Genomic DNA, 20,025 nt, shown 5'->3' on the forward strand with positions numbered 1-20,025 from the left:
TAAGCAGGTTTATTTTATTACCCGGTCACTTGCAAACCCGATTTCAAAGAATGTAAAATTCATTTTCACAAACAATGCTTTCACCAGATATTCGAGAGTAGCATTGAGCCATAAAGCTTCGCTTGAGTCTGTAGTTTGCGACAATAATGAATTAACGCTCCTGCAGAATTTAGTTCATATTGCAGGCGATTTATGCCAGACTCCGATCGCTTTCAGCTTAAAGGTTATGGACTCATCCTGTTGGGATCCATATTGTTTTCCACAAAAGCCGTTATGGTCAAGATGGCTTTTAGGGATACGCCTATCGATGCTATTTCACTATTGGCACTCAGGATGTTATTCGCTTTTCCTTTTTTCTGGTGACGGGCTTTTTTTCATTTCGAAAATACAAATCTCAGTTGCCTGAGAAAAAACTATGGGCGGCCATGATTGTCATGGGTTTATTAGGCTATTATATTAGTAGCCTGCTTGATTTTCTTGGATTGCAATACATTACGGCTGGTCTTGAGCGGGTGATCTTGTTTTTGTATCCTTCGTTTACTATTTTGATCAATGCAGTATTTTTTAAAGAGTCCATTTCCAAAAAACAGATCATCGCCCTTGCTTTGTGTTATACTGGGCTGATCGTTACTTATTTTCATGAAATCAATGCAGGGGTCGTGATGAAAAATATCACCCTGGGAAGTACCTTAATATTTTTATGTGCAATCACATTTGCAGGATACATAGCAGGTTCAGGCAGATTGCTTAAAAAAGTGCCCGTCATGATGTATACTTCTGTGGCCTTGATTGCTTCTTCGGTAGGTGTATTTATTCATTATGCTTTTACCGGAAAGTTTGGATTTCAGGACTTACATGGTGAAATGATAGTATATGGATTGATGTTAGGGATCATGGCAACAGTGATTCCAAATTTTTTAGTGTCCGCTGGTATTAAAAGCATTGGTGCCAATAATGCAGCCATTGTATCAGCAGTAGGACCAGTGAGTACTATTATACTTGCATATTTTTTTCTTGATGAAAAAATGAGTGTTGTTCAAATACTGGGTACGGCCCTGGTCATTGGAGGAGTGATCCTTGTAAGTAAAAAGAAAAAATCCCAATAATCCCGATATTGTTTTTAAAAGAATTAGCTGCCTACCCAAGAAGCATGTCAACTAACGAACACACCATATTGACTTTGATATAATTAGACATGATTCTGACCAGCTCTACTTTAAGTTAAAGCAAAATATTAACAACCAAATACATGCAAATTATCATAATATGTTAGTAATGTTATTTTTTTGAAAATATATTACCACTTAATCTAATTTATACACTATTGTAATTAAATATTTTACAAATAAATTTAATAAATATATATAAATTAATGTTAATATTAATTTGAGTTTGGCAAAATTTTTGCTACTTTTAGTTACTTGAAATTGAATAAATAGAATTTTATCCTTTAAATCAAGAGTTGTAGAAGTACAATGTAATCAGTAGATTTTAATCATGAAAGCCATCTTTTTGATGGCGATCAGCGTTATAAAGAAGTAGTTTTCTTATTTTGAGACCTTAGTCTTCTGCCCGGATTTGTTCTTCAAGTCTGGGCTTTTTTATTTCTTTGACTAAAAAAATTCTGCTGATCAAGATGATTAACTCATTTTAGCTTCATCCAATAATTTCTGCAAAAATGGAGATGCGAAAATGAAGTCATGCAAGTCTTCATTGTTACTTTTGAGAATATCATCTTTAGAGCCCCTCCATTCCAATAATCCATTATTCAAATATGATACAGTCTCCCCGATTTCCATGACGGAGTTCATATCATGGGTATTGATGATGGTAGTAATATTATTTTCTACCGTGATGTCGTGGATAAGTTCGTCTATAAGGAGCGCAGTTTTGGGATCTAATCCAGAGTTTGGTTCATCGCAAAATAAATAACCAGGACTGAGCACGATGGCTCTGGCTATACCCACTCTCTTCTGCATGCCACCGGATACTTCCGATGGGTACTTTTTATTGTTGCCAGCCAGTCCAACCCGATCGAGACAATAATCCACACGCTTCTGTTTTTCTGCACGGGTCTTGTGGGTAAACATATCCATCGGAAACCTTACATTCTCTTCTACAGACAGCGAATCAAATAACGCTGATCCCTGGAACAACATCCCTACTCTCATCCTCAGAGCCTGCAATTCTCTTTTGTCAAGGCTATAAAATTCTTCACCATCATAAAATATCTGTCCTGCATCTGGTTTGATAAGGCCTACCAGCATTTTGAGCAAAACGGTCTTTCCACTTCCGCTCCGTCCAATTACGAGATTAGTCTTGCCTGTTTCAAATGAGATCGAGATATTTTTGATGACTTGTTGTTCACCAAATGATTTGACTACATTTTTAGCTAAAATCATATTAGGTGGTAAACATTAAAGCGATGATATAATCAGATACCAGGATCAAAATATTACTGACGACAACAGCATTAGTGCTTGCTTTACCAAGTTCTACACTTCCACCTTTTACAAAATAACCCTGATAACAGGACACTGAAGTGAGTATAAATGCAAAAACAACAGATTTGAAAAGCATCATCCAAAGATTGTTAGAAATAAAAAAGGCCCTTAGTCCCCTGGTATATTCTTCGGTATTCATATAACCCCCACCTACGCTAGCCAGATAACCTCCTATGATGCTCACAAAAGCTGCGACAATCACGAGCAAGGGTATGACCATCACAGAAGCCAGGATCTTAGGCAAAATAAGATAGGATGGCGTATTGACCCCCATCACTTCCATGGCGTCGATATGCTCTTTTTGGCGCATTCCACCTATCTCTGAAGCCATATTGGAGCCCACTTTACCTGCCAATACAAGACAACTGATCGTTGGTGCCAGTTCTATAATCGTAGAATCCCTCACGATATACCCAATATACCAGGTAGGTATCAGGGTGCCATCCAATTGATATAAAAACTGTACTGCGGTGACCGCACCAATAAATATAGCTATCAGAGCTATGATCAATAGAGATCCATTGCCTATATCATACATCTGGCGAATCAGTTCACGCCCATACATTCTCCAGTTAGGAGGTTTTACTAATGCATGTTTGATTAATAAAAGATATTGGCCTAAGTCGTCTAGTAACTTCATCTACGCGGAAAGGACAAAGATAGGACATTCGGCTTAGTCAAGGATTGGAATTGTCAAAGTAATCCATTGACCTCTTATTAAGTATTCTCCTGAGGAGGCACTTTACCCAAATCTCCCTATTTTGTCTTGTAAATCAAGCAATAATATATATATGTCAAAAAAAATAGTCATCACAGGAGGATCAAAAGGAATTGGCCGGGCCTGTGTAGAAAAATTTTTATCTCACGGATATGATGTGGCTACTTGCTCCCGGCAAGCTTTAGACCTCGATGCCTTAAAGAAAGAATTGGAATCAAAATACCCTGATCGGACCTTGTGGGTAAAACCCTGCGATGTGACCAAAGCTGATGAAATACAACAATGGTGCGAAACACTTGCGAATGATTGGTCTAACCTCGATATTTTAATAAACAATGCGGGCACATTTATCCCGGGCGGAGTATTATCAGAAGCAGAGTCTAGCCTATCTCTCCAGCTAGATACCAATCTGATGAGTGCTTATCGGTTTACCAGAGGTTTGATCGATATGATTAAACAAAATCATTCCGGTCATATATTCAACATGTGCTCCATTGCCAGTCAAAAAGCCTACCCTAACGGTGGCGCATATACTATTTCAAAATTTGCCCTGTATGGATTCTCACAGTGCCTGCGAGAAGAGCTGAAACCAACAGATATCAAGGTCACGGCAGTCTTACCCGGAGCTACCTGGTCCGAAAGCTGGCAAGGCTCACCCTTTACTCAAAACGACATGATCCATGCTGACGACATCGCTGCGATGATCTGGTCATGTAGTCAATTGAGTAAACAGGCTGTGGTAGAAGAGTTTCGCATCCGGCCACAAGGGGGAGATCTTTAAAAATAAAATTCTTTATGAGTGACTTTATAGCTTATCACCAGATTATCAAAGATCCAATACAAATGGTTTTGGACAGCAACGATTATTATGAGCTTCTCAACTTAAGAAGATCGGTGCGTGATTTTTCGTCAAGACCTGTGCCTGGCGAAGTGATCAGAAACATCATCATGACTGCTTCGTCGGCTCCCTCAGGAGCTCATAAACAACCATGGACCTATTGTGCCGTGTCTGACCCCAACATCAAATCTGCTATTAGAAAAGCAGCAGAACAAGAAGAATACGAAAACTATCATGGCAGGATGAGCGAAGCCTGGTTGCAGGATTTAGCTCCATTAGGGACGAATGATAAAAAAGAATTCCTGGAAGTAGCTCCTTGGCTAATTATTGTATTTAAGAAGTCCTACGATGTAGTGCATGATGAAAAAAGAAAAAATTATTATGTGAATGAGTCAGTCGGGATTTCATGTGGGTTCTTGCTCACCGCCATATTCCAGGCTGGACTAGTCGCCCTTACTCACACACCAAGCCCAATGAATTTTCTAAAAAAAATATTAAACCGACCTGAACACGAAACTCCTTTTTTACTTATCCCCGTAGGGTATCCTGCCGACCATGCCATGGTACCGGATATCCATCGAAAACGGGAGGAAGAGGTTATATCATGGTATACTGAATAGTACCGAGCTAAAACTTTGGGGTTTTGGTAGTGGCGTTAGAATTATCAGCAGCGTGACCCAGCCTAACCTCACCAATTTTAATCACTTCACCACTTAATTTCCCCTGATGCATCACCAGGATGCCATTCCATGATTTACCACAATCATTATCCAATTGACAATCATCCAGGATCAGTCTGCCACCCGGATGGACCCTGATCACGGCACCTTCGGCCATGGACACTCTGCATTTTATATGCAGCGATCCTCCGTCCAACACCTCTATATCACCGGATAGATCTCGGGCACCAGCCCAAACGATAGAGTCCTTGATAGTGATTTTTTGGAATGGGTCATAATTGCACCAGGTTTTAATCAATAGATTTCTAACAGGATTTTGAGTATTAGAAAAATTCTTATTGATAATTCCGACCTGGCATGGAGACAAAGCACTTTGCCATGCATTATAATCCATCATGTTATTTGAAGTATTTCCTTGGCAGCCGGGATCTTCGGTCACCCAACATCTATTGTCATGCATAGGGGTATCTTCGCAGCCATCAAAAGTCCAGGCATGGTAGAGCCCAAGCACATGACCGACTTCATGATTAAAGGTGCCTCTGACATTCCACTCATTAAATCCTTTTTCAAATATGCCCGATATTTTAATGGCATTGCCCAAAGCGATACCAACACAACCGGATTTATAGGTTGTAGACCTGGTGCTGTCCGGATGATGTGGCAGGATAAATATGTTCAATACCGAATCAAGTCCGACTGCATATTTTTCTATTACGTTTCGGTCCGTGTTATTCCTTCGAGCACCCATATGGATATAATAATAAAGATCGTCATCGTAGTGAAAATAAATCCCGGGATTGGACACCTCATCGCCTGTAAGTACATATCTCACATTTACCGGGATGACAGGGATCTCATTGCCCGCAGGCAACCAAAGTTTGGTGTTTTTATCGAACAGCATTTGCATTACAGGCAATAACCGATATATGAATGTCTTACCGTCATCTTCCTTAAAATTCATAGTACTGTCACTCGAATTCATAAAGTGAAAATTGACCCTCAGCAATCGCTCAGGCATATGATCCCGATGCAACGTATCCGGTATATAAGCTGCCGCTTCGAAACAAGATCTACGGTCGTCAGAGGTAGCTTTGGTGGACTTGTCCCGGGCAGTCAATGTTTCTAATTTGATAAAAGTACTGGTGACTTTGGGTATACAGCCCAAAAGAAGACTTACAGCCAAAAATACCAGGATCCCTTTCATCTTACATATTAAGCCCTCCGCAGATACTGATGACTTGTCCTGTAATATATTTGGAATCATCTGATCCAAGGAAGGCAGCCAGATCAGCGACTTCCTCAGCAGTACCAAATCGTTTTATAGCCAGCCCGGAAAAATATTGTTCTTTGGTCTTATCATCCAATGTATGTGTCATATCGGTTTCAATAAATCCAGGTGCAATGGCATTACATCGGATAGATCGGCTCCCAACTTCTTTGGCTATGGACTTAGTGAATCCAATCATCCCTGCTTTGGATGCTGCATAGTTGGCTTGTCCCGCATTGCCAAATACACCCACCACAGAAGTCATATTAATGATGGATCCGGATCTTGCCGACAGCATGGGCTTCAGCACGTGTTTGGTAAGGTTAAAGGCAGATTTTAAATTAACCCTGATGACCTCATCCCACTGATCCTCACTCATACGGAGCATCAGTGTGTCTTTGGTGATTCCGGCATTATTAATTAAAATATCGATTTTGCCGAAATCAGCAAGGACCTGTTTAATCAAAGATTCCGCTTCAGTGTAAGAAGAAGCATCAGATTGATAAGCTTTGATTTTGTGTTCAGGAATTGAATCGACCAAAGCGTTGGCTTTTTCAGCGGACGACGAATAGGTAAAGGCCACTGAGGCTCCCATCGCGGCAAATTTCCTGACCAATGCTTCACCGATGCCTCTGCTTCCGCCGGTGATCAGAGCTACTTTATTTTCTAGGTTCATATTTATCTTTTATTAGCACAAAGATATAATCTTAAGACTAATTGTTAATGGTTTGAAAATGCGAGGGTTAAAGTGTTATTAAGGTTAGTGTAAAACGAATTTCAATGCAACCGATAGCGCTATTTTTGGTCTTTATCTAAACTTATCAGCTCACATTGCCAATGCATCGTATTATTTCAATTTTCGCTGCCTGTATTATCTTCTCTTGTACATCGTATGCGATAGATTTGAATCCCAAAACCTTGAAAGCTATACGGTGTGTCCAGGTCCCTGTCATCGATGGGGACATCAGTGATCCGGCATGGCAACAGGCGCAGGTGATTAAAGATCTCGTAGAGTTTAGACCTCAGATCGGCGAAAAAGAAAAATACGAAGAGCGTACTGAGGCCTATTTGATGTACAATGATCAGGGTATCTATTTTGGGGGCAGATGTTATGAGGCCTCTGTCGATAATATATCCAAAGAATTAAAAGGTAGGGATGGCTTTGGTACTAATGATTATATCGGCATCATGTTCGATACTTATAAAGACAATATCAATGGTTTTGAATATTTCGTTACTCCCTTGGGAGAACAATGGGATGCTAAAATGTCTCCTGGCAATAATAGCAATAATGGGGGAGAAGATTTTGATTGGAATGCGGTGTGGACCAGTGCCGTGAAACTACACGACCAGGGCTGGGACTTTGAGATGTTCATTCCTTTTTCTGCTATCCGGTTTGGGGGAGACGATCATCAGGATTGGGGGCTGAATATCACTCGTCGAAGACGCAAGACAGAAGAGCAGTTTACCTGGAACCCAATTGATCCTACCAAAAATGGATTCCTTACTCAGGAAGGTTACTGGACTGGGTTAAAAGAAATCAAGCCTCCGGTTAGACTGCAGTTTTCACCTTACCTTTCTGTGTATGCCAACCACTATCCTTCCCAAACAGCAGGAGTAAAAAATTGGTCCAGCCAGGTCAATGGTGGCCTGGATCTGAAATATGGAATCAATCAAGCCTTTACCCTCGATGCTATCTTGATCCCCGATTTTGGCCAGGTACAAAGTGACAACCAGGTACTCAACCTTTCGCCATTTGAAGTAAAATTTAATGAAAATCGAAATTTCTTTAGTGAAGGCACCGAGTTGTTCAATAAAGGAGGACTCTTTTATTCCAGGCGCATAGGTGGTAGCCCCATACATCAATACAGCATCTACGATGACCTCACCTCTGAAGAAGAAGTGATTAAAAATCCGACTGAGACCAAACTAATCAATGCTTCAAAAATTTCAGGTCGTACTCAATCTGGATTCGGTATCGGTATTCTCAATGCCATCACCAAACCTGCCTATGCTTTGGTAGAAAACCTTAACAGCAAAGAGATTCGTCATCAACTCACCAATCCTTTGACCAACTATAGTGTTGTGGTATTAGACCAATCTTTAAAAAACAATTCTTCCATCACCCTATTCAACTCCAATGTGATGCGTGAAGCCGGCGAATACGATTCGAATGTATCAGCCTTCCTTTACGACATCAATGACAAATCCAATACCTGGAATGTAAATGGGAAAGTAGCTACCAGCAAATTTTATGGTACTGAATACGATAAAAAACCAGGGATCAGTGGTGCACTTGGTTTTGGCAAGACTAGCGGAGTTTTCAATTTTAGATTCTCAAATGAATATGCCGATACCAGGTATAGTCACAATGATCTTGGCTACTTCACTAACAACAACTATATCAACAATAATCTATTTGTAGGGTATCGAATCATCCAACCTAAATCATGGTATAACAGGATCAATTTTAATTTCAATACATCCCTTTCCCACCTTGCCAGCAGAATTGGCCACATTGACACCAGGTACCAGTCTGTCAATTTTAATATCAATGCAAATGCACAAACCAAAAAGCTGATGTTTATTGGAATGTTTGCAGGCTTTAATCCAGGCAGAAACGATTTTTACGAGCCACGTAAAGAAGGCTACTTTTTACGAAGAGGGGGGAGAATTAATTTTGGCACCTGGTTCCAATCCAATCAAAGCAAAAAGTATAGTTTTTATACTGAATTATTCACTTTCAAATTTTTTGATTTTTATGATCTAAAAGGCTTCGAATTATTTGGTCAGCACCGATATCGATTTTCTTCAAAGTTTTCTTTAAGTCACAATTTTAGTTACGAACCAACTAAAAATAATATAGGCTATACCACCGAGACATCCGAGGGTCAGGTGATCATCGGCAGAAGAGATCTGCATACAATATCCAATGTGCTCAACACGAATTTTAATTTTAATAATAAAATGGGACTTACGCTCAGAGTCAGACATTATCTCAGCAGTGTGCACCACAAAGAATTTTTTGATCTGCAAAATGCTGGCAACCTGGCACCCCGCACTGTTCCTACGGACAATGCTGATTATAATGTAAATTTTTTCAATGTGGATATGGTCTATACCTGGCAGTACGCTCCCGGCAGTTTTTTTAATTTAGTCTGGAAAGATGCTGCATTTACTACTGCAGACAAAAACGATACCCGCTATTTTAATAATCTCAATGGCACACTGAACTCAGAGCAAAACAATAATTTTTCGGTTAAAGTGATCTATTTTATTGATTACAATTCTTTGCGTAAGAAAGACCTGGCAAAACCATCTATATAGGATTCAAACAGCCTGTCTTATTGAAAGCAGGATTGTGAGTCCCTCTTAGACCTTTTTCGCATCTTTGCGGCCATCTGACCATAACATGTTTTCACATCTGGTAAAATTTGTACAAAACCGCCAAAGCCTGGCGGTCGGCATGATTTTTTTAATCATGGGCACTTTATTTGGCAATTGGGCAACTTTGATACCCTCTGTAAAAACCAAATTTAATTTAGATGATGCACAATTAGGCCTACTTATATTGTGCCTACCCATTGGTGCTGCGTTAGCTAATCCCTTGTCCACCTGGTTTATCCACAGATACGGCATGCAAAAGATGACCATGATCGGCGTGACGGGTATGTGCTTCTTTTATATTCTACCGGTATTATCCTTCCAGGTATGGGGGGTAGCTTCAGGATTGTTTCTAACCGGGGTAGCCATCGCCTTTACCAATGTGTCTATGAATACTTGTGCTTCTGCATTAGAACATCAATGGAGGCTTTACATTATGTCTACCTGTCATGGTCTTTTTAGTTTTGGATTGATGATCGGATCACTGGTATCCAGTACCATGATTGGTTTTAAGGTCATTCCAGTATGGCAGTCCGGTACTATTTCCGCCATTTTGCTTTTATTTGCCTGGAGTGTAAGTGCCCATATACTGCATATCCAAGATGATCATCATGGTCCACTGTCAGACCAAAAACCAAAATTTACCTTTCCTAAGGGGGCTCTTCTGGTAATGATCGGTATCGCATTGTGTACCAACTTAACCGAAGGGGCTATGGCAGACTGGACAGCGGTATACATGAGAGACATAGTTCATTCAGCAACTTACCTTATTGGTTGGGGACTGGCCTCTTATTCTTTTTTTATGGCTATTGGCAGGTTTTTGGGGGATTATATTATTCCTACATATGGGGCCAATAAAGTATTGGTTTATGGTGGGATTATGAGTGTTACAGGTATTGCTCTGGCAGTACTCATACCATCTACCTGGGTATGCATTCTGGCATTCGGTCTTGTAGGGTTTGGAGTCTCTTGTGGAGCGCCGATTTTATATGGCTCAGCGGCGAGGTTGCCAGGTTTGGGCAAAGGGGTAGGCCTGGCCACACTCAATACTTTTTCAGTGGCTAGCTTCCTGGGGGGGCCAGTGATCATAGGTTTCATATCCAAAGCAATCAATCTTCAAGTGGCACTAGGTTTTGTCAGCATCATTGGGCTCCTTTGGGTCTTCCTTACTACCAAAATAAAGCTATGAGGTCACTTATTCATTTCCATACTTTATAAATCATAGATGATGCGCATTACTATAGAAATAAGTGTTTTTCCCCTGGATAAAAACTATAGCCCTGTGATCAGGAGCTTTATCGATAGCCTCCAATCAAGACCAGGTATTGAAGTAATCCTCCAACCAATGAGCACCCTCCTGGTCGGGGACTACGATGATTGTATGCATTTGATTCAACATGAACTTAAAAAAGTATTTGAGTCGGACCGCACTGCTATCTCGATTGTCAAATTGGCCAATCTGGACCTGACCGACTAAAAGGAACATACTTGTGCAACCTTATGTTTATTCAATTGTCCTTAATTTTGAATCATTAAAATAATCATTTCATGAAAAATCTATTATCTATAAGTTTGATGTTTTTTGCATTCTCTGTCATGGGATGGAGCCAAAAAGTATCGCTCAAAGGCTCTGGACCATCAGTCACTCGCACCCTGGATCTGCCTTCATTTAGCACCGTCGAATGTAGCGTTTCAGCCGATGTAGAGATCACTCAGGGAGCTACACAAAAAGTGACGATTGAAGGGCAAGCAAATATCATCGATCAGATTGCAACAGAAGTAAAAGACGGCAAATGGCGAATCAAGCTTCCCAAAAACATGTGGTCGGATTATGATAAGCTCAATATTAAAATTACTGTCCCCCGATTACATGGAGTAGGCATGGCAGGCTCTGGTAATATCACTACGATGAATACCATTAAGACTGATGACTTTCAGATTGGACTTAGTGGTTCTGGTAACATCAGAGCGACAGTGGAAGCTGAATACATTGATTGTGGGATCAGTGGGTCAGGAAATGTATTTATAAAAGGAGTTGCAAAAGAACTGAATATCGGTACTTCGGGGTCAGGCAATGTGAAAGCCCAGGATTGTGAGGTGGAGAAAGTCAAAATTGGGATTTCCGGGTCTGGAGATTGCCTGGTTAATGCAAGTAATTCTTTAGAAGCAGGTATCGCTGGAAGTGGCAGTGTCAAATATAAAGGACATCCCAAGGTTAAAACCAGCATATCTGGTAGTGGATCGATAAGCACCATAGATTAAAAAATAATATAAAGAACTATTCTTCCTCAAAAGAGTAGGTGGACAGGGCCGAATCCCAACTGTGGGGTTCGGCCTAATTTTTATAAGGCAGAAACTAAACTTTTATTTGGTTTAGATGTTCAAATCAAGAGGCGTCCGTCAAACACCATTTAATTTAATAATCAATGAAAAAGAAAATTGGAATTTTAGGTTCAGGTGATGTAGCCAAAGCTTTGGCAAAAGGTTTCGTAGACCAGGGACACGAAGTCATGATTGGTTCCAGTGACTCCAACAAACTCATCCAAATTAAATCTTCAATTCCTGTGCAAACCGGGAGTTTCCAACAGGCATCCGCTTTTGGGGACCTCCTAGTGCTGGCGGTAAAAGGGTATGCGGCTATCAAGGTCTTTAGCAACCTCAATGCTGAAGATATTAAAGGTAAAACTGTGATCGACACTACCAACCCCATCACGGAGACTGCGCCTATCCAGGGAGTTTTGCAGTTTTTTACTCTGCAGAATGAATCGCTCGCTGCTCAACTCCAGGACACTCAACCAGGTGCATATATAGTAAAAGCGTTTAATTCAGTTGGAAGTCCATTTATGTACCAGCCAAGCTTTCAGGGTATGATACCATCCATGTTTATTTGTGGCAATAACGACTCAGCGAAAAAGGAAGTCACGGATATATTAGACGCTTTTGGATGGCAGACAGAAGATATGGGTTCTATCCAATCTGCAGGCAGCATTGAGAGCCTTTGCATATTGTGGTGTATCAGGGGATTTAAAGACAATCAATGGAATCATGCATTTAAATTACTTAAATAGCATAACGCTTATTACCCGCTGCTGACCAGAATCATTATCCTGAGTAGCAGTTATTTTATTTAAATTTGGTAGATGAAACCTTGCTATTTTTTTGTGTCTTTTTTGCTCATCACAGCTTGCAGTCAAAAAGATAATATAATCCCCCCCTTAGTCACAGATACCATCCATAAACTCGAAAAACAATTCGCCCCGGACAAACGTACCGCCATTTTTGATATACAAGCCAGCTTGACTAATGGCATACTCCTCCTCAAAGGGGAAACATTTAACATAGAAGCCAAAAACCAATTATTGCAGGAGCTCGCTTCTTTTACACCAATAGATAGCATTGAAATATTGCCAAATGCAAGCCTGGAAGGGAAACATTTTGGGGTAGTCAATATACCGGTAGCCAATATGCGTTCTAAGCCAGGCCATTCCAGCGAACTCTCCAATCAAATACTGTGTGGTACTGTACTGCGATTGTTCAAATATCAATCTGGTTGGATTTATTGCCAGACTCCGGATGATTACCTCGGTTGGATCGATCTGGATGCGCTTCAATGTATGGATTCGAGTGAAATTAATACTTGGTGGAGCAAGCCAAAAGTCATCGTGACCAATGATCATTCCTATATATTTGAGCGTCAATCTTCCCTATCCCCATTGGTGTCTACCATTTCCCTCGGGGCTATTCTGGAGAGTGGTGACGAATATAAAGATTATTATTTAGTCACCTTTCCTGATGGCAGAACTGGATATTTACCTGGCGCTCATGGGGCAGATTATACACTTTGGAAAACAAAACAAACAAAAGCTCCAGGTGCTACGGCTGTCCTAAACACCGCTAATATGTTAAAGGGGACTCCCTATCTTTGGGGAGGCACTTCTGCCAATGGGGTTGATTGCAGTGGATTTACAAAAATGGTCTTTTTTCAGCATGGGCTGCTGTTGCCTAGGGATGCCTCCCAGCAAGTCAGCGTAGGCCTTCCCATCGAAACAGATACCACCCTGACTAATCTCTTGCCTGGTGATTTTTTATTTTTTGGAAGAAAAGCCACAGAGACTAGCCCTGAAAAGATTACCCATGTAGCTATTTATATTGGCGAAGGAAAAATAATACACGCATCAGGTTATGTCAAAGTACAAAGTCTCATCAGAGGCGATGCGGATTTTGCTGAAAACAGGCTTGCCTCTTTAGTGAGAGCTACCCGCCCATTATCTTCACCAAAGGAAAACGGAATACCTTTCATTTCAGACCTAAAATATTTTCAATAAACAATCAAACTTATTGTCATGAGTGCTTATAAAAACTGCCAGAGTTGCGGTATGCCAATGAAAAAAGACACCATGGGTGGTGGCACCAATGCCGATGGATCTAAAAATGAAATATATTGCAGCAAATGTTATTCTGAAGGGCAATTCACTTCCCCGAATATGTCGGCCGCAGACATGCAGTCCCTGGTCAAAGGAAAACTTCAATCCATGGGATTCCCGGGATTCATAGCCGGGTGGTTTACCAAAGGTATTCCCAATTTGGCTCGTTGGAACAAATCTTCCAGTTGGTAGTTTCTCTTAATTAATTTTTATCCAAAAACAATTCATCGAGCAGGATACTGCGAGTGGTTGTGGTATACAGATCTCTGCAGGTTCCGGTACCACTACGCATGATACTCAAACAAATACCACGGCTGTCCATCGACTCGTCATGTAGTCGTCCCAGGTAGCAATGGCCTAACTCATGAAAAACCACAAACTCTTTTCCCAGGTCTGAGGCACTAACCCAAAAAGGCTTGTCTACAGTCACTTTATGTGGATCCTGATTGCTATAAGAGCATTGGCCGATCACGTGGTCAGCAGATATGTCAGATATAACCCCTGTGATCACTGCATCTTTGAGATCTACCGTCAAGCCTCTTTGGGCAGCCTCCTTTTCGAACCTTGCAAAATAAGGCCAAAGCTCCTCCTCCACATTAGGATAGGTACCATCTTTGGAATCATTGCCAAACACTCCACCCAGATCTATTTGACATGCCGTCAAAGAGACCAGCCCAAAGAGCAATCTATATTGTACAGTCATAAGTTGATGTTTTATTACTGCAACGAGACCTGGCAGATCATAGCGTATTGTCTTTATATAACTTATATTTATTTTAACCAATATCTTTTCGGATTCAAAAAATTCTGAATGATGCCAAACAATTGTTTTCTTTGGATGTTTTACTAAAAAAAATATCGCATGCAATCAGATGGTAACAAAAAAGTAAAGTGGGGCTTAGACAAAGCACATACAGAGATCGGATTCAAAGTGAAGCATCTAATGGTAGCCACTCTGAGAGGTTGGTTTAAAGATTTTGATGCCGATATCGTCACGACTGGAGAAGATTTTACTACCGCCGAAGTGGATTTTTGGATTGACGCAGCCTCGGTAGACACAGGATCTGTTGACAGAGACAATCATGTCAAATCAGCTGATTTTTTTGATACGGAACACTATAAACAAATTTCTTTTAAAGGCAATACCTATATCGATGTCGATCATGATGGAAGTTATCAAGTGCATGGCGATTTGACCATAAAAGGTATTACAAAACGAGTAGTGTTCGATGCGGAGTTTGGGGGTATATTGAAAGATCCCTGGGGAAATGAGAAAGCCGTCATCAATGTAAATGGCAACATAAATCGAACAGACTGGGACCTCAATTGGAATACCCCTTTGGAAGCTGGTGGTCTGTTGGTGAGCGAAACAGTAAGCATCAACTGCGAGATTCAACTATTTAAGCAAACCACGATATAATTAGATTTTTTGCTCCCAGCTTAGTGCTTAGCCTTCCGTCAATCGAGCTAAATTGGTAAGAATAATGTTGGGTACCTGATATTGGGGGTTATAAATCTGTTAACTGCAATCAGATGACCATCTTATTAGCCTAGTTTACCTAGCTTGTGTGGTCTGATCAGAAATATAACCGATCTCGTCCATTTGATTTTGTTTGGAACCAGTCTAATACAGCCTAAACTATTTACCCGGAAGATTGTTTGCTACTAAAATATCAAATAATGGAATCAAACGAAAAAATTAAATGGGCAATTGACAAATCTCATTCTGAGGTTGGATTCAAGGTAAAACACCTTATGGTAGCGAACGTGAGGGGCATTTTTAAAGATTATGGCGCTGAAATCACTACCGTTGGTATGGATTTTAAAACTGCTGAGGTAAATTTCTGGATTAATGTTGGTTCTGTAGACACAGGCTCAGCAGACCGAGATAACCATATTAAGTCAGCGGACTTTTTTGATGCTGCCAACTTCGAACAGATCACCTTTCAATGCAAGTCTTATGAGGATATCAATAAAGATGGCATCTGGGAAGTATCCGGCGATCTCACGATCAAGGGTATAACGAAAAAAATTCTCCTTGCCGTAGAATTTGGCGGCATCTATCAAGACCCATGGGGAAATGATAAAGCTGTCTTTAATATCAGTGGTATTATTAATAGAACAGAGTGGGGTCTTACCTGGAATGCGCCTCTGGCCTCTGGAGGATTATTGGTCAGTGAAGCAGTCCATCTTAACTTCGAAATTCAACTGGCAAAGTCTGCCTAATGCCAATTTAATCAAATATAGATTTTTCAATGATGCCAGTGAAGGTCACCGGCATCATTTTTAAAATTTCCTGAAGGCTTCCTTCCAGTATTTTCCCTGGCGACTTGGAGTGTACTCCCAATCACTAAACATACGAGGTGCCCAATTGGGATCAAAAACCCAGGCCACCAATGAAATCCCTTTGTTTCTACAGTATGCCACCATTGCATCACCATAAGATTCATCACTGATCACCGGTATATGTGCCCCGACATCATCCGCACCACAAAATCCGACTTCTGTCAATATCACAGGATATTTAGCAGCCATAAATCCCCAATCGGCTGTCCATTTATCTTCCCAGGGTTGTGGCTTTTTCATAGGATATGGGTGGGACACATATGCTATGCCTTCGGCATTGATGGGGGAGGCTCCTGCGGCAGTAAGATCATAAGCCCAGTTAAAACCAGCTACCAGAGGCACTGCTTTAGCTCCATACGCTCTGATGATTGTAATGATCTCTTCATTGATTTTTTTCCAATCGTCCCAACTGCACACACCCAATTGACCATTAAACACGGTAGGCTCATTGAATAATTCAAAAAACGCGACCGTAGGATTGTCTTTGTATCTGGATGCCATCGCTCGCCAAAATTCAAAGGTCTCTTTTAGATCAGTATCATAATTAGGAGATTGAAATAGCGCGGATTTAAGATTGCCGATACTATGCCAATCAATAATGACATATAGGCCTGCCTTTTGAGCGTATTCTATTCCTTGATCCAACAGATTTTGATAATTATTCTTTCCATGTTTTCTCCAGGCCTGGGGATGAACAGGAAATCGCACGATATTGGCTCCCCAGGCTTTAAGTTCATCAAAATAATCCTGGTTCCAATGACCATTGTATACCAGCTTGTCCGGATCACTGGAACTATACCCTTTAAATATGATGGTCTGATTTTGTTCATTAATAAATTTATTGCCTGAAACAGATATTCGGGATTGCCCAAATGACAAAAAATTCGATATCAGGTTAATAAAGACAAATATTATAATTTTATTCATGACCCTGGATTGTTAAATCATTTAGTAATTCAAGTTAATTATCATGTCATCATTTCAGTTTGGACTTGGCTTCGTTCAATGCTGCATGTATGCCATCTGCCTTTTTGCCGCCGGCAGTTGCATAAAAAGGCTGACCGCCACCGCCACCCTGTATATGAGCAGCCAGATCCTTTATGATCATTACAGCGTTCATACTTTTAGATTTTACCAGTTCAGCTGATATATGCAGCATCAGCATGGGTTTATGATTGGATATTAAGCCAAATAGGATATAAGCATTTCCCAACTCTTTTTCCAGTTGAAAAGATAATGTTTTAGCATCTTTTTCATCTACGATACCCAGGTCGCTGATCACATAATGAATCCCATCAACATTTTTTACACCAGCCATCAAAGATTGTTTTATCGCTGCGATTTCTTTGGACTGATAGTCAGACAACTGAGATTTAAGTGATTTATTCTCCTCTAACAGCAGCGTCAAAGATTGAAGGACATCCTTAGGATTTTTGAGAGCTGCTTTTATATGACCCAATAACTGTTCGTTTGATTCAAGAAACTCCTCTACTGCATCAGCTGTGATGGCTTCTATTCTGCGCACCCCTGCAGCGACGGCCCCTTCACTCGTGATTTTCAACAAACTTATTTTTCCGGTAGCACTCACATGACAACCCCCACACAATTCTCTTGAATAGGCTGGATCAAAGGTAATCATACGTACATTTTCACCGTATTTCTCTCCAAAAAGCATCATGGCTCCTGATGCCTGTGCCTGCGCTATGGGGATACTTCTCGATTCTTCCAGCGTTATATTTTCTCTTATCTTTTGGTTGACGATATGCTCTATAAGTGTAAGTTCTTCAGCACTCACTTTTTGAAAATGCGAAAAATCAAACCTAAGATATTGGTCACTCACCAGGGATCCTTTTTGATGTACATGTTCTCCCAATACTTGTCGCAGTGCGGCATGCAAGAGGTGCGTGGCACTGTGATTGTTTTCTATCTTTCTCCTTCGGTCAGTATCTATAGATGCATAAAATTTTGCATACGGATCCTGTGGTAAGGTATCGACATAATGGAGAGGCAGGTCATTTTCTTTTTTAGTGTTAATGATCCTGATGGTCTCATGAGGTGTTTGTAAGATACCGATATCACCAAGTTGACCCCCTCCTTCTGCATAGAATGGAGTAGTATCCAATACCAGTTGATGTTCGACCTTATCCTTAGATTTTATGCTTCTGAATTTGAGTATGCTCACTCCATCGACTTCTGACTGGTCATACCCTACGAATTGTGTCTCTTTGCCTTCGTGCACGATCACCCAATCTCCGGTCTCTGTTACCGCTGCTGCTCTGGATCGAGCTCTTTGCTTGGCAAGTTCTGCATCAAATCCCCCTTCATCCACTATGACATTTTTTTCACCACAGATCAGCTTGGTAAGATCTATTGGAAATCCAAAGGTATCGTACAGTTCGAAGGCATCGTGGCCGGAAAGTGTATGGTTTTTATTGGTTAATAATTCTAACCTTTTTAAGCCGGCTTCCAGAGTTCTGAGAAATGATTTTTCTTCCTCTTCGATCACCTTGCTTACAAAATCTTTTTGCTGGATCAACTCTGGAAATACTTCATCAAAATAATCGGCCAATACAGGTACCAACTTATAAAAAAATGGTTGTTTTATCTCAAGAAATGAATAATAATATCGAACAGCCCGGCGCAATATCCTACGGATCACATATCCCGCACCTCCATTGCTCGGCAACTCGCCATCCGCAATCGTGAAAGCCACTGCCCGAATGTGATCAGCCAATACTCTCATGGCAATGTCCGTTTTGGCTGTAATTTCATAGGACCCCTTGTATTTAATGCCACTATGTTTTTCTACAAAAGATATAAGTGCGCTGAATACATCGGTATCATAAGAAGAGGTTTTGTGTTGCAGCACCATGCATAATCTTTCAAAACCCATACCTGTATCTACATGTTTGGCAGGTAGCTCTTCCAGTCTTCCGTCCGCTTTGCGATTAAATTGAATAAAGACCAGGTTCCAGATCTCTATGACCAGAGGATGCCCCTGATTGACCAGGTCTTTGCCGGGTATTTTTTTTCGCTCTTCTTCACTCCTGATGTCTACATGGATTTCAGAGCAAGGTCCACAAGGGCCGGTGTCACCCATTTCCCAGAAATTATCCTTTTTTGATCCAAGAATGATTCTGTCTTCAGGAAGATAATTTGCCCAATATCCCGCAGCTTCAAGGTCACGATCGAGGTTTTCGGTCGGATCACCGGTAAATATACTGGCATACATCCTTTCCGGATCAATGTGCAATACCTGCGTAAGGAGCTCCCATGCCCAGTCGATAGCTTCTTTTTTAAAATAGTCTCCAAAAGACCAGTTGCCCAACATTTCAAACATGGTGTGGTGGTAGCCATCCAGACCAACTTCTTCCAGATCATTGTGCTTGCCAGATACCCTTAAGCATTTTTGGGTATCAGCTATCCTCGGATAGACTATTGGCTTATTTCCCAGGAATAAATCTTTAAATTGATTCATTCCGGCATTTGTAAATAAAAGAGTCGGATCGTTTTTAAGCACGATCGGGGCTGATCGCTCTATGTAATGTGATTTTGATTGAAAAAAGTCCAAAAAGTGTCGTCTTATCTCCTTTGAAGTCATATCTTATTTTATATGCCGCAAAAATAATAAAACCAAAATTGATCTTTCAGTAACTATTTTATGAATTAAAATTTATTATCCAACGGTATATATATTATATTATTTTTTAATATATTAAATATTTGATCTTGTATACTTCCGATTTGGCAGATTGAGTTAATGTATATACTTTTACTTTTAGATAATCCCTCGGACTATATTTATTGTATGAATCATTTTCTAGGACTCTTAAAGTCATTAGATAACTACATTTTAAATAAACT

At 40.5% G+C, this 20,025-nt stretch carries 20 protein-coding genes; 13 read left to right on the forward strand and 7 right to left on the reverse strand.

The genetic code is table 11. The features are described 5' to 3' along the window. The first annotated feature begins 192 nt into the window (after positions 1–192). Both IPJ09_10415 and IPJ09_10420 read left to right on the forward strand, forming a co-directional pair. Complete coding sequence (locus IPJ09_10415; protein ID MBK7371833.1) at positions 193–363, forward strand: hypothetical protein; 171 nt, start codon at positions 193–195, stop codon at positions 361–363. After that, positions 360–1,106, forward strand: a complete 747-nt coding sequence (locus IPJ09_10420) for a DMT family transporter (GenBank protein MBK7371834.1) — start codon at positions 360–362, stop codon at positions 1,104–1,106. The genes IPJ09_10415 and IPJ09_10420 overlap by 4 nt, the downstream gene beginning before the upstream one ends. 534 nt (positions 1,107–1,640) lie before the next feature. Here IPJ09_10420 and IPJ09_10425 read toward each other — a convergent pair. Together IPJ09_10425 and IPJ09_10430 are read right to left on the reverse strand one after the other, a co-directional pair. Beyond that, a complete protein-coding gene (locus IPJ09_10425; GenBank protein ID MBK7371835.1) occupies positions 1,641–2,402 on the reverse strand; it encodes an ATP-binding cassette domain-containing protein in 762 nt (253 codons plus the stop codon). A 1-nt stretch (position 2,403) separates the two neighbouring features. Further along, positions 2,404–3,144, reverse strand: a complete 741-nt coding sequence (locus tag IPJ09_10430) for an ABC transporter permease (GenBank protein MBK7371836.1) — start codon at positions 3,142–3,144, stop codon at positions 2,404–2,406. Between the two features lie 151 nt (positions 3,145–3,295). Between IPJ09_10430 and IPJ09_10435 the strand changes: the two genes are divergently transcribed. Both IPJ09_10435 and IPJ09_10440 read left to right on the forward strand, forming a co-directional pair. After that, the gene (locus IPJ09_10435; protein ID MBK7371837.1) at positions 3,296–4,003 is read left to right on the forward strand and encodes an SDR family oxidoreductase; all 708 of its coding nucleotides are present in this window, start codon (positions 3,296–3,298) and stop codon (positions 4,001–4,003) included. A gap of 14 nt (positions 4,004–4,017) precedes the next feature. Next, complete coding sequence (locus IPJ09_10440) at positions 4,018–4,680, forward strand: nitroreductase family protein (GenBank protein ID MBK7371838.1); 663 nt, start codon at positions 4,018–4,020, stop codon at positions 4,678–4,680. 7 nt (positions 4,681–4,687) lie between these two features. Here IPJ09_10440 and IPJ09_10445 read toward each other — a convergent pair whose 3' ends face one another. Both IPJ09_10445 and fabG read right to left on the reverse strand, forming a co-directional pair. Continuing rightward, positions 4,688–5,944 (reverse strand): hypothetical protein, encoded by a 1,257-nt coding sequence (locus IPJ09_10445; GenBank protein MBK7371839.1) that lies wholly within the window; start codon positions 5,942–5,944, stop codon positions 4,688–4,690. 1 nt (position 5,945) lies between these two features. Next, entirely contained in the window at positions 5,946–6,683 is a 738-nt protein-coding gene (fabG, locus tag IPJ09_10450; protein ID MBK7371840.1) for a 3-oxoacyl-[acyl-carrier-protein] reductase, read from the reverse strand. Between the two features lie 242 nt (positions 6,684–6,925). Here fabG and IPJ09_10455 point away from each other — a divergent pair, with 242 nt between their 5' ends. From IPJ09_10455 to IPJ09_10485, 7 genes are all read left to right on the forward strand, one after another. Beyond that, a complete protein-coding gene (locus tag IPJ09_10455) occupies positions 6,926–9,334 on the forward strand; it encodes a carbohydrate binding family 9 domain-containing protein (protein MBK7371841.1) in 2,409 nt (802 codons plus the stop codon). An 85-nt stretch (positions 9,335–9,419) separates the two neighbouring features. Then, positions 9,420–10,580 (forward strand): MFS transporter, encoded by a 1,161-nt coding sequence (locus tag IPJ09_10460; protein ID MBK7371842.1) that lies wholly within the window; start codon positions 9,420–9,422, stop codon positions 10,578–10,580. 36 nt (positions 10,581–10,616) lie between these two features. Further along, complete coding sequence (locus IPJ09_10465; protein MBK7371843.1) at positions 10,617–10,868, forward strand: thiamine-binding protein; 252 nt, start codon at positions 10,617–10,619, stop codon at positions 10,866–10,868. A gap of 71 nt (positions 10,869–10,939) precedes the next feature. After that, the gene (locus IPJ09_10470) at positions 10,940–11,653 is read left to right on the forward strand and encodes a DUF2807 domain-containing protein (protein ID MBK7371844.1); all 714 of its coding nucleotides are present in this window, start codon (positions 10,940–10,942) and stop codon (positions 11,651–11,653) included. Positions 11,654–11,817: 164 nt separating this feature from the next. Further along, positions 11,818–12,459, forward strand: a complete 642-nt coding sequence (locus IPJ09_10475) for an NAD(P)-binding domain-containing protein (GenBank protein MBK7371845.1) — start codon at positions 11,818–11,820, stop codon at positions 12,457–12,459. A 72-nt stretch (positions 12,460–12,531) separates the two neighbouring features. Continuing rightward, on the forward strand, positions 12,532–13,716 hold the full coding sequence (locus IPJ09_10480; GenBank protein ID MBK7371846.1) for a C40 family peptidase: 1,185 nt from the start codon (positions 12,532–12,534) through the stop codon (positions 13,714–13,716). A gap of 18 nt (positions 13,717–13,734) precedes the next feature. Beyond that, positions 13,735–14,007: a zinc ribbon domain-containing protein gene (locus IPJ09_10485; GenBank protein ID MBK7371847.1), complete on the forward strand. Its 273-nt coding sequence runs from the start codon at positions 13,735–13,737 to the stop codon at positions 14,005–14,007. Positions 14,008–14,017: 10 nt separating this feature from the next. Here the strand turns inward: IPJ09_10485 and IPJ09_10490 are convergent, their stop codons facing one another. Further along, entirely contained in the window at positions 14,018–14,518 is a 501-nt protein-coding gene (locus IPJ09_10490; protein MBK7371848.1) for a hypothetical protein, read from the reverse strand. Positions 14,519–14,677: 159 nt separating this feature from the next. Between IPJ09_10490 and IPJ09_10495 the strand changes: the two genes are divergently transcribed. Then, positions 14,678–15,235 carry a polyisoprenoid-binding protein gene (locus IPJ09_10495; GenBank protein MBK7371849.1) on the forward strand — a complete coding sequence of 186 codons (558 nt, stop codon included), beginning with the start codon at positions 14,678–14,680 and terminating at the stop codon, positions 15,233–15,235. A 260-nt stretch (positions 15,236–15,495) separates the two neighbouring features. Then, positions 15,496–16,041, forward strand: a complete 546-nt coding sequence (locus tag IPJ09_10500) for a YceI family protein (protein MBK7371850.1) — start codon at positions 15,496–15,498, stop codon at positions 16,039–16,041. A 60-nt stretch (positions 16,042–16,101) separates the two neighbouring features. On the opposite strand, the gene IPJ09_10505 is transcribed toward IPJ09_10500, so the two are convergent. Continuing rightward, positions 16,102–17,088, reverse strand: a complete 987-nt coding sequence (locus IPJ09_10505) for a glycoside hydrolase family 5 protein (protein MBK7371851.1) — start codon at positions 17,086–17,088, stop codon at positions 16,102–16,104. 49 nt (positions 17,089–17,137) lie between these two features. Beyond that, entirely contained in the window at positions 17,138–19,762 is a 2,625-nt protein-coding gene (gene alaS / locus IPJ09_10510) for an alanine--tRNA ligase (protein MBK7371852.1), read from the reverse strand. Positions 19,763–20,025 lie beyond the last annotated feature (263 nt).

It is taken from the genome of Saprospiraceae bacterium (assembly GCA_016709995.1).
In the GTDB taxonomy this organism is placed as follows: domain Bacteria; phylum Bacteroidota; class Bacteroidia; order Chitinophagales; family Saprospiraceae; genus JADJLQ01.

What these genes read in the sequence shown, in the direction of transcription:
- IPJ09_10415 (MBK7371833.1), top strand. Translation starts at nt 193, where the DNA reads ATGCCAGACTCCGATCGCTTTCAGCTTAAAGGTTATGGACTCATCCTG.
- IPJ09_10425 (MBK7371835.1), bottom strand. Translation starts at nt 2,402, where the DNA reads ATGATTTTAGCTAAAAATGTAGTCAAATCATTTGGTGAACAACAAGTC.
- IPJ09_10430 (MBK7371836.1), bottom strand. Translation starts at nt 3,144, where the DNA reads ATGAAGTTACTAGACGACTTAGGCCAATATCTTTTATTAATCAAACAT.
- IPJ09_10435 (MBK7371837.1), top strand. Translation starts at nt 3,296, where the DNA reads ATGTCAAAAAAAATAGTCATCACAGGAGGATCAAAAGGAATTGGCCGG.
- IPJ09_10440 (MBK7371838.1), top strand. Translation starts at nt 4,018, where the DNA reads ATGAGTGACTTTATAGCTTATCACCAGATTATCAAAGATCCAATACAA.
- IPJ09_10445 (MBK7371839.1), bottom strand. Translation starts at nt 5,944, where the DNA reads ATGAAAGGGATCCTGGTATTTTTGGCTGTAAGTCTTCTTTTGGGCTGT.
- fabG (MBK7371840.1), bottom strand. Translation starts at nt 6,683, where the DNA reads ATGAACCTAGAAAATAAAGTAGCTCTGATCACCGGCGGAAGCAGAGGC.
- IPJ09_10460 (MBK7371842.1), top strand. Translation starts at nt 9,420, where the DNA reads ATGTTTTCACATCTGGTAAAATTTGTACAAAACCGCCAAAGCCTGGCG.
- IPJ09_10465 (MBK7371843.1), top strand. Translation starts at nt 10,617, where the DNA reads ATGATGCGCATTACTATAGAAATAAGTGTTTTTCCCCTGGATAAAAAC.
- IPJ09_10470 (MBK7371844.1), top strand. Translation starts at nt 10,940, where the DNA reads ATGAAAAATCTATTATCTATAAGTTTGATGTTTTTTGCATTCTCTGTC.
- IPJ09_10475 (MBK7371845.1), top strand. Translation starts at nt 11,818, where the DNA reads ATGAAAAAGAAAATTGGAATTTTAGGTTCAGGTGATGTAGCCAAAGCT.
- IPJ09_10480 (MBK7371846.1), top strand. Translation starts at nt 12,532, where the DNA reads ATGAAACCTTGCTATTTTTTTGTGTCTTTTTTGCTCATCACAGCTTGC.
- IPJ09_10485 (MBK7371847.1), top strand. Translation starts at nt 13,735, where the DNA reads ATGAGTGCTTATAAAAACTGCCAGAGTTGCGGTATGCCAATGAAAAAA.
- IPJ09_10490 (MBK7371848.1), bottom strand. Translation starts at nt 14,518, where the DNA reads ATGACTGTACAATATAGATTGCTCTTTGGGCTGGTCTCTTTGACGGCA.
- IPJ09_10495 (MBK7371849.1), top strand. Translation starts at nt 14,678, where the DNA reads ATGCAATCAGATGGTAACAAAAAAGTAAAGTGGGGCTTAGACAAAGCA.
- IPJ09_10500 (MBK7371850.1), top strand. Translation starts at nt 15,496, where the DNA reads ATGGAATCAAACGAAAAAATTAAATGGGCAATTGACAAATCTCATTCT.
- IPJ09_10505 (MBK7371851.1), bottom strand. Translation starts at nt 17,088, where the DNA reads ATGAATAAAATTATAATATTTGTCTTTATTAACCTGATATCGAATTTT.
- alaS (MBK7371852.1), bottom strand. Translation starts at nt 19,762, where the DNA reads ATGACTTCAAAGGAGATAAGACGACACTTTTTGGACTTTTTTCAATCA.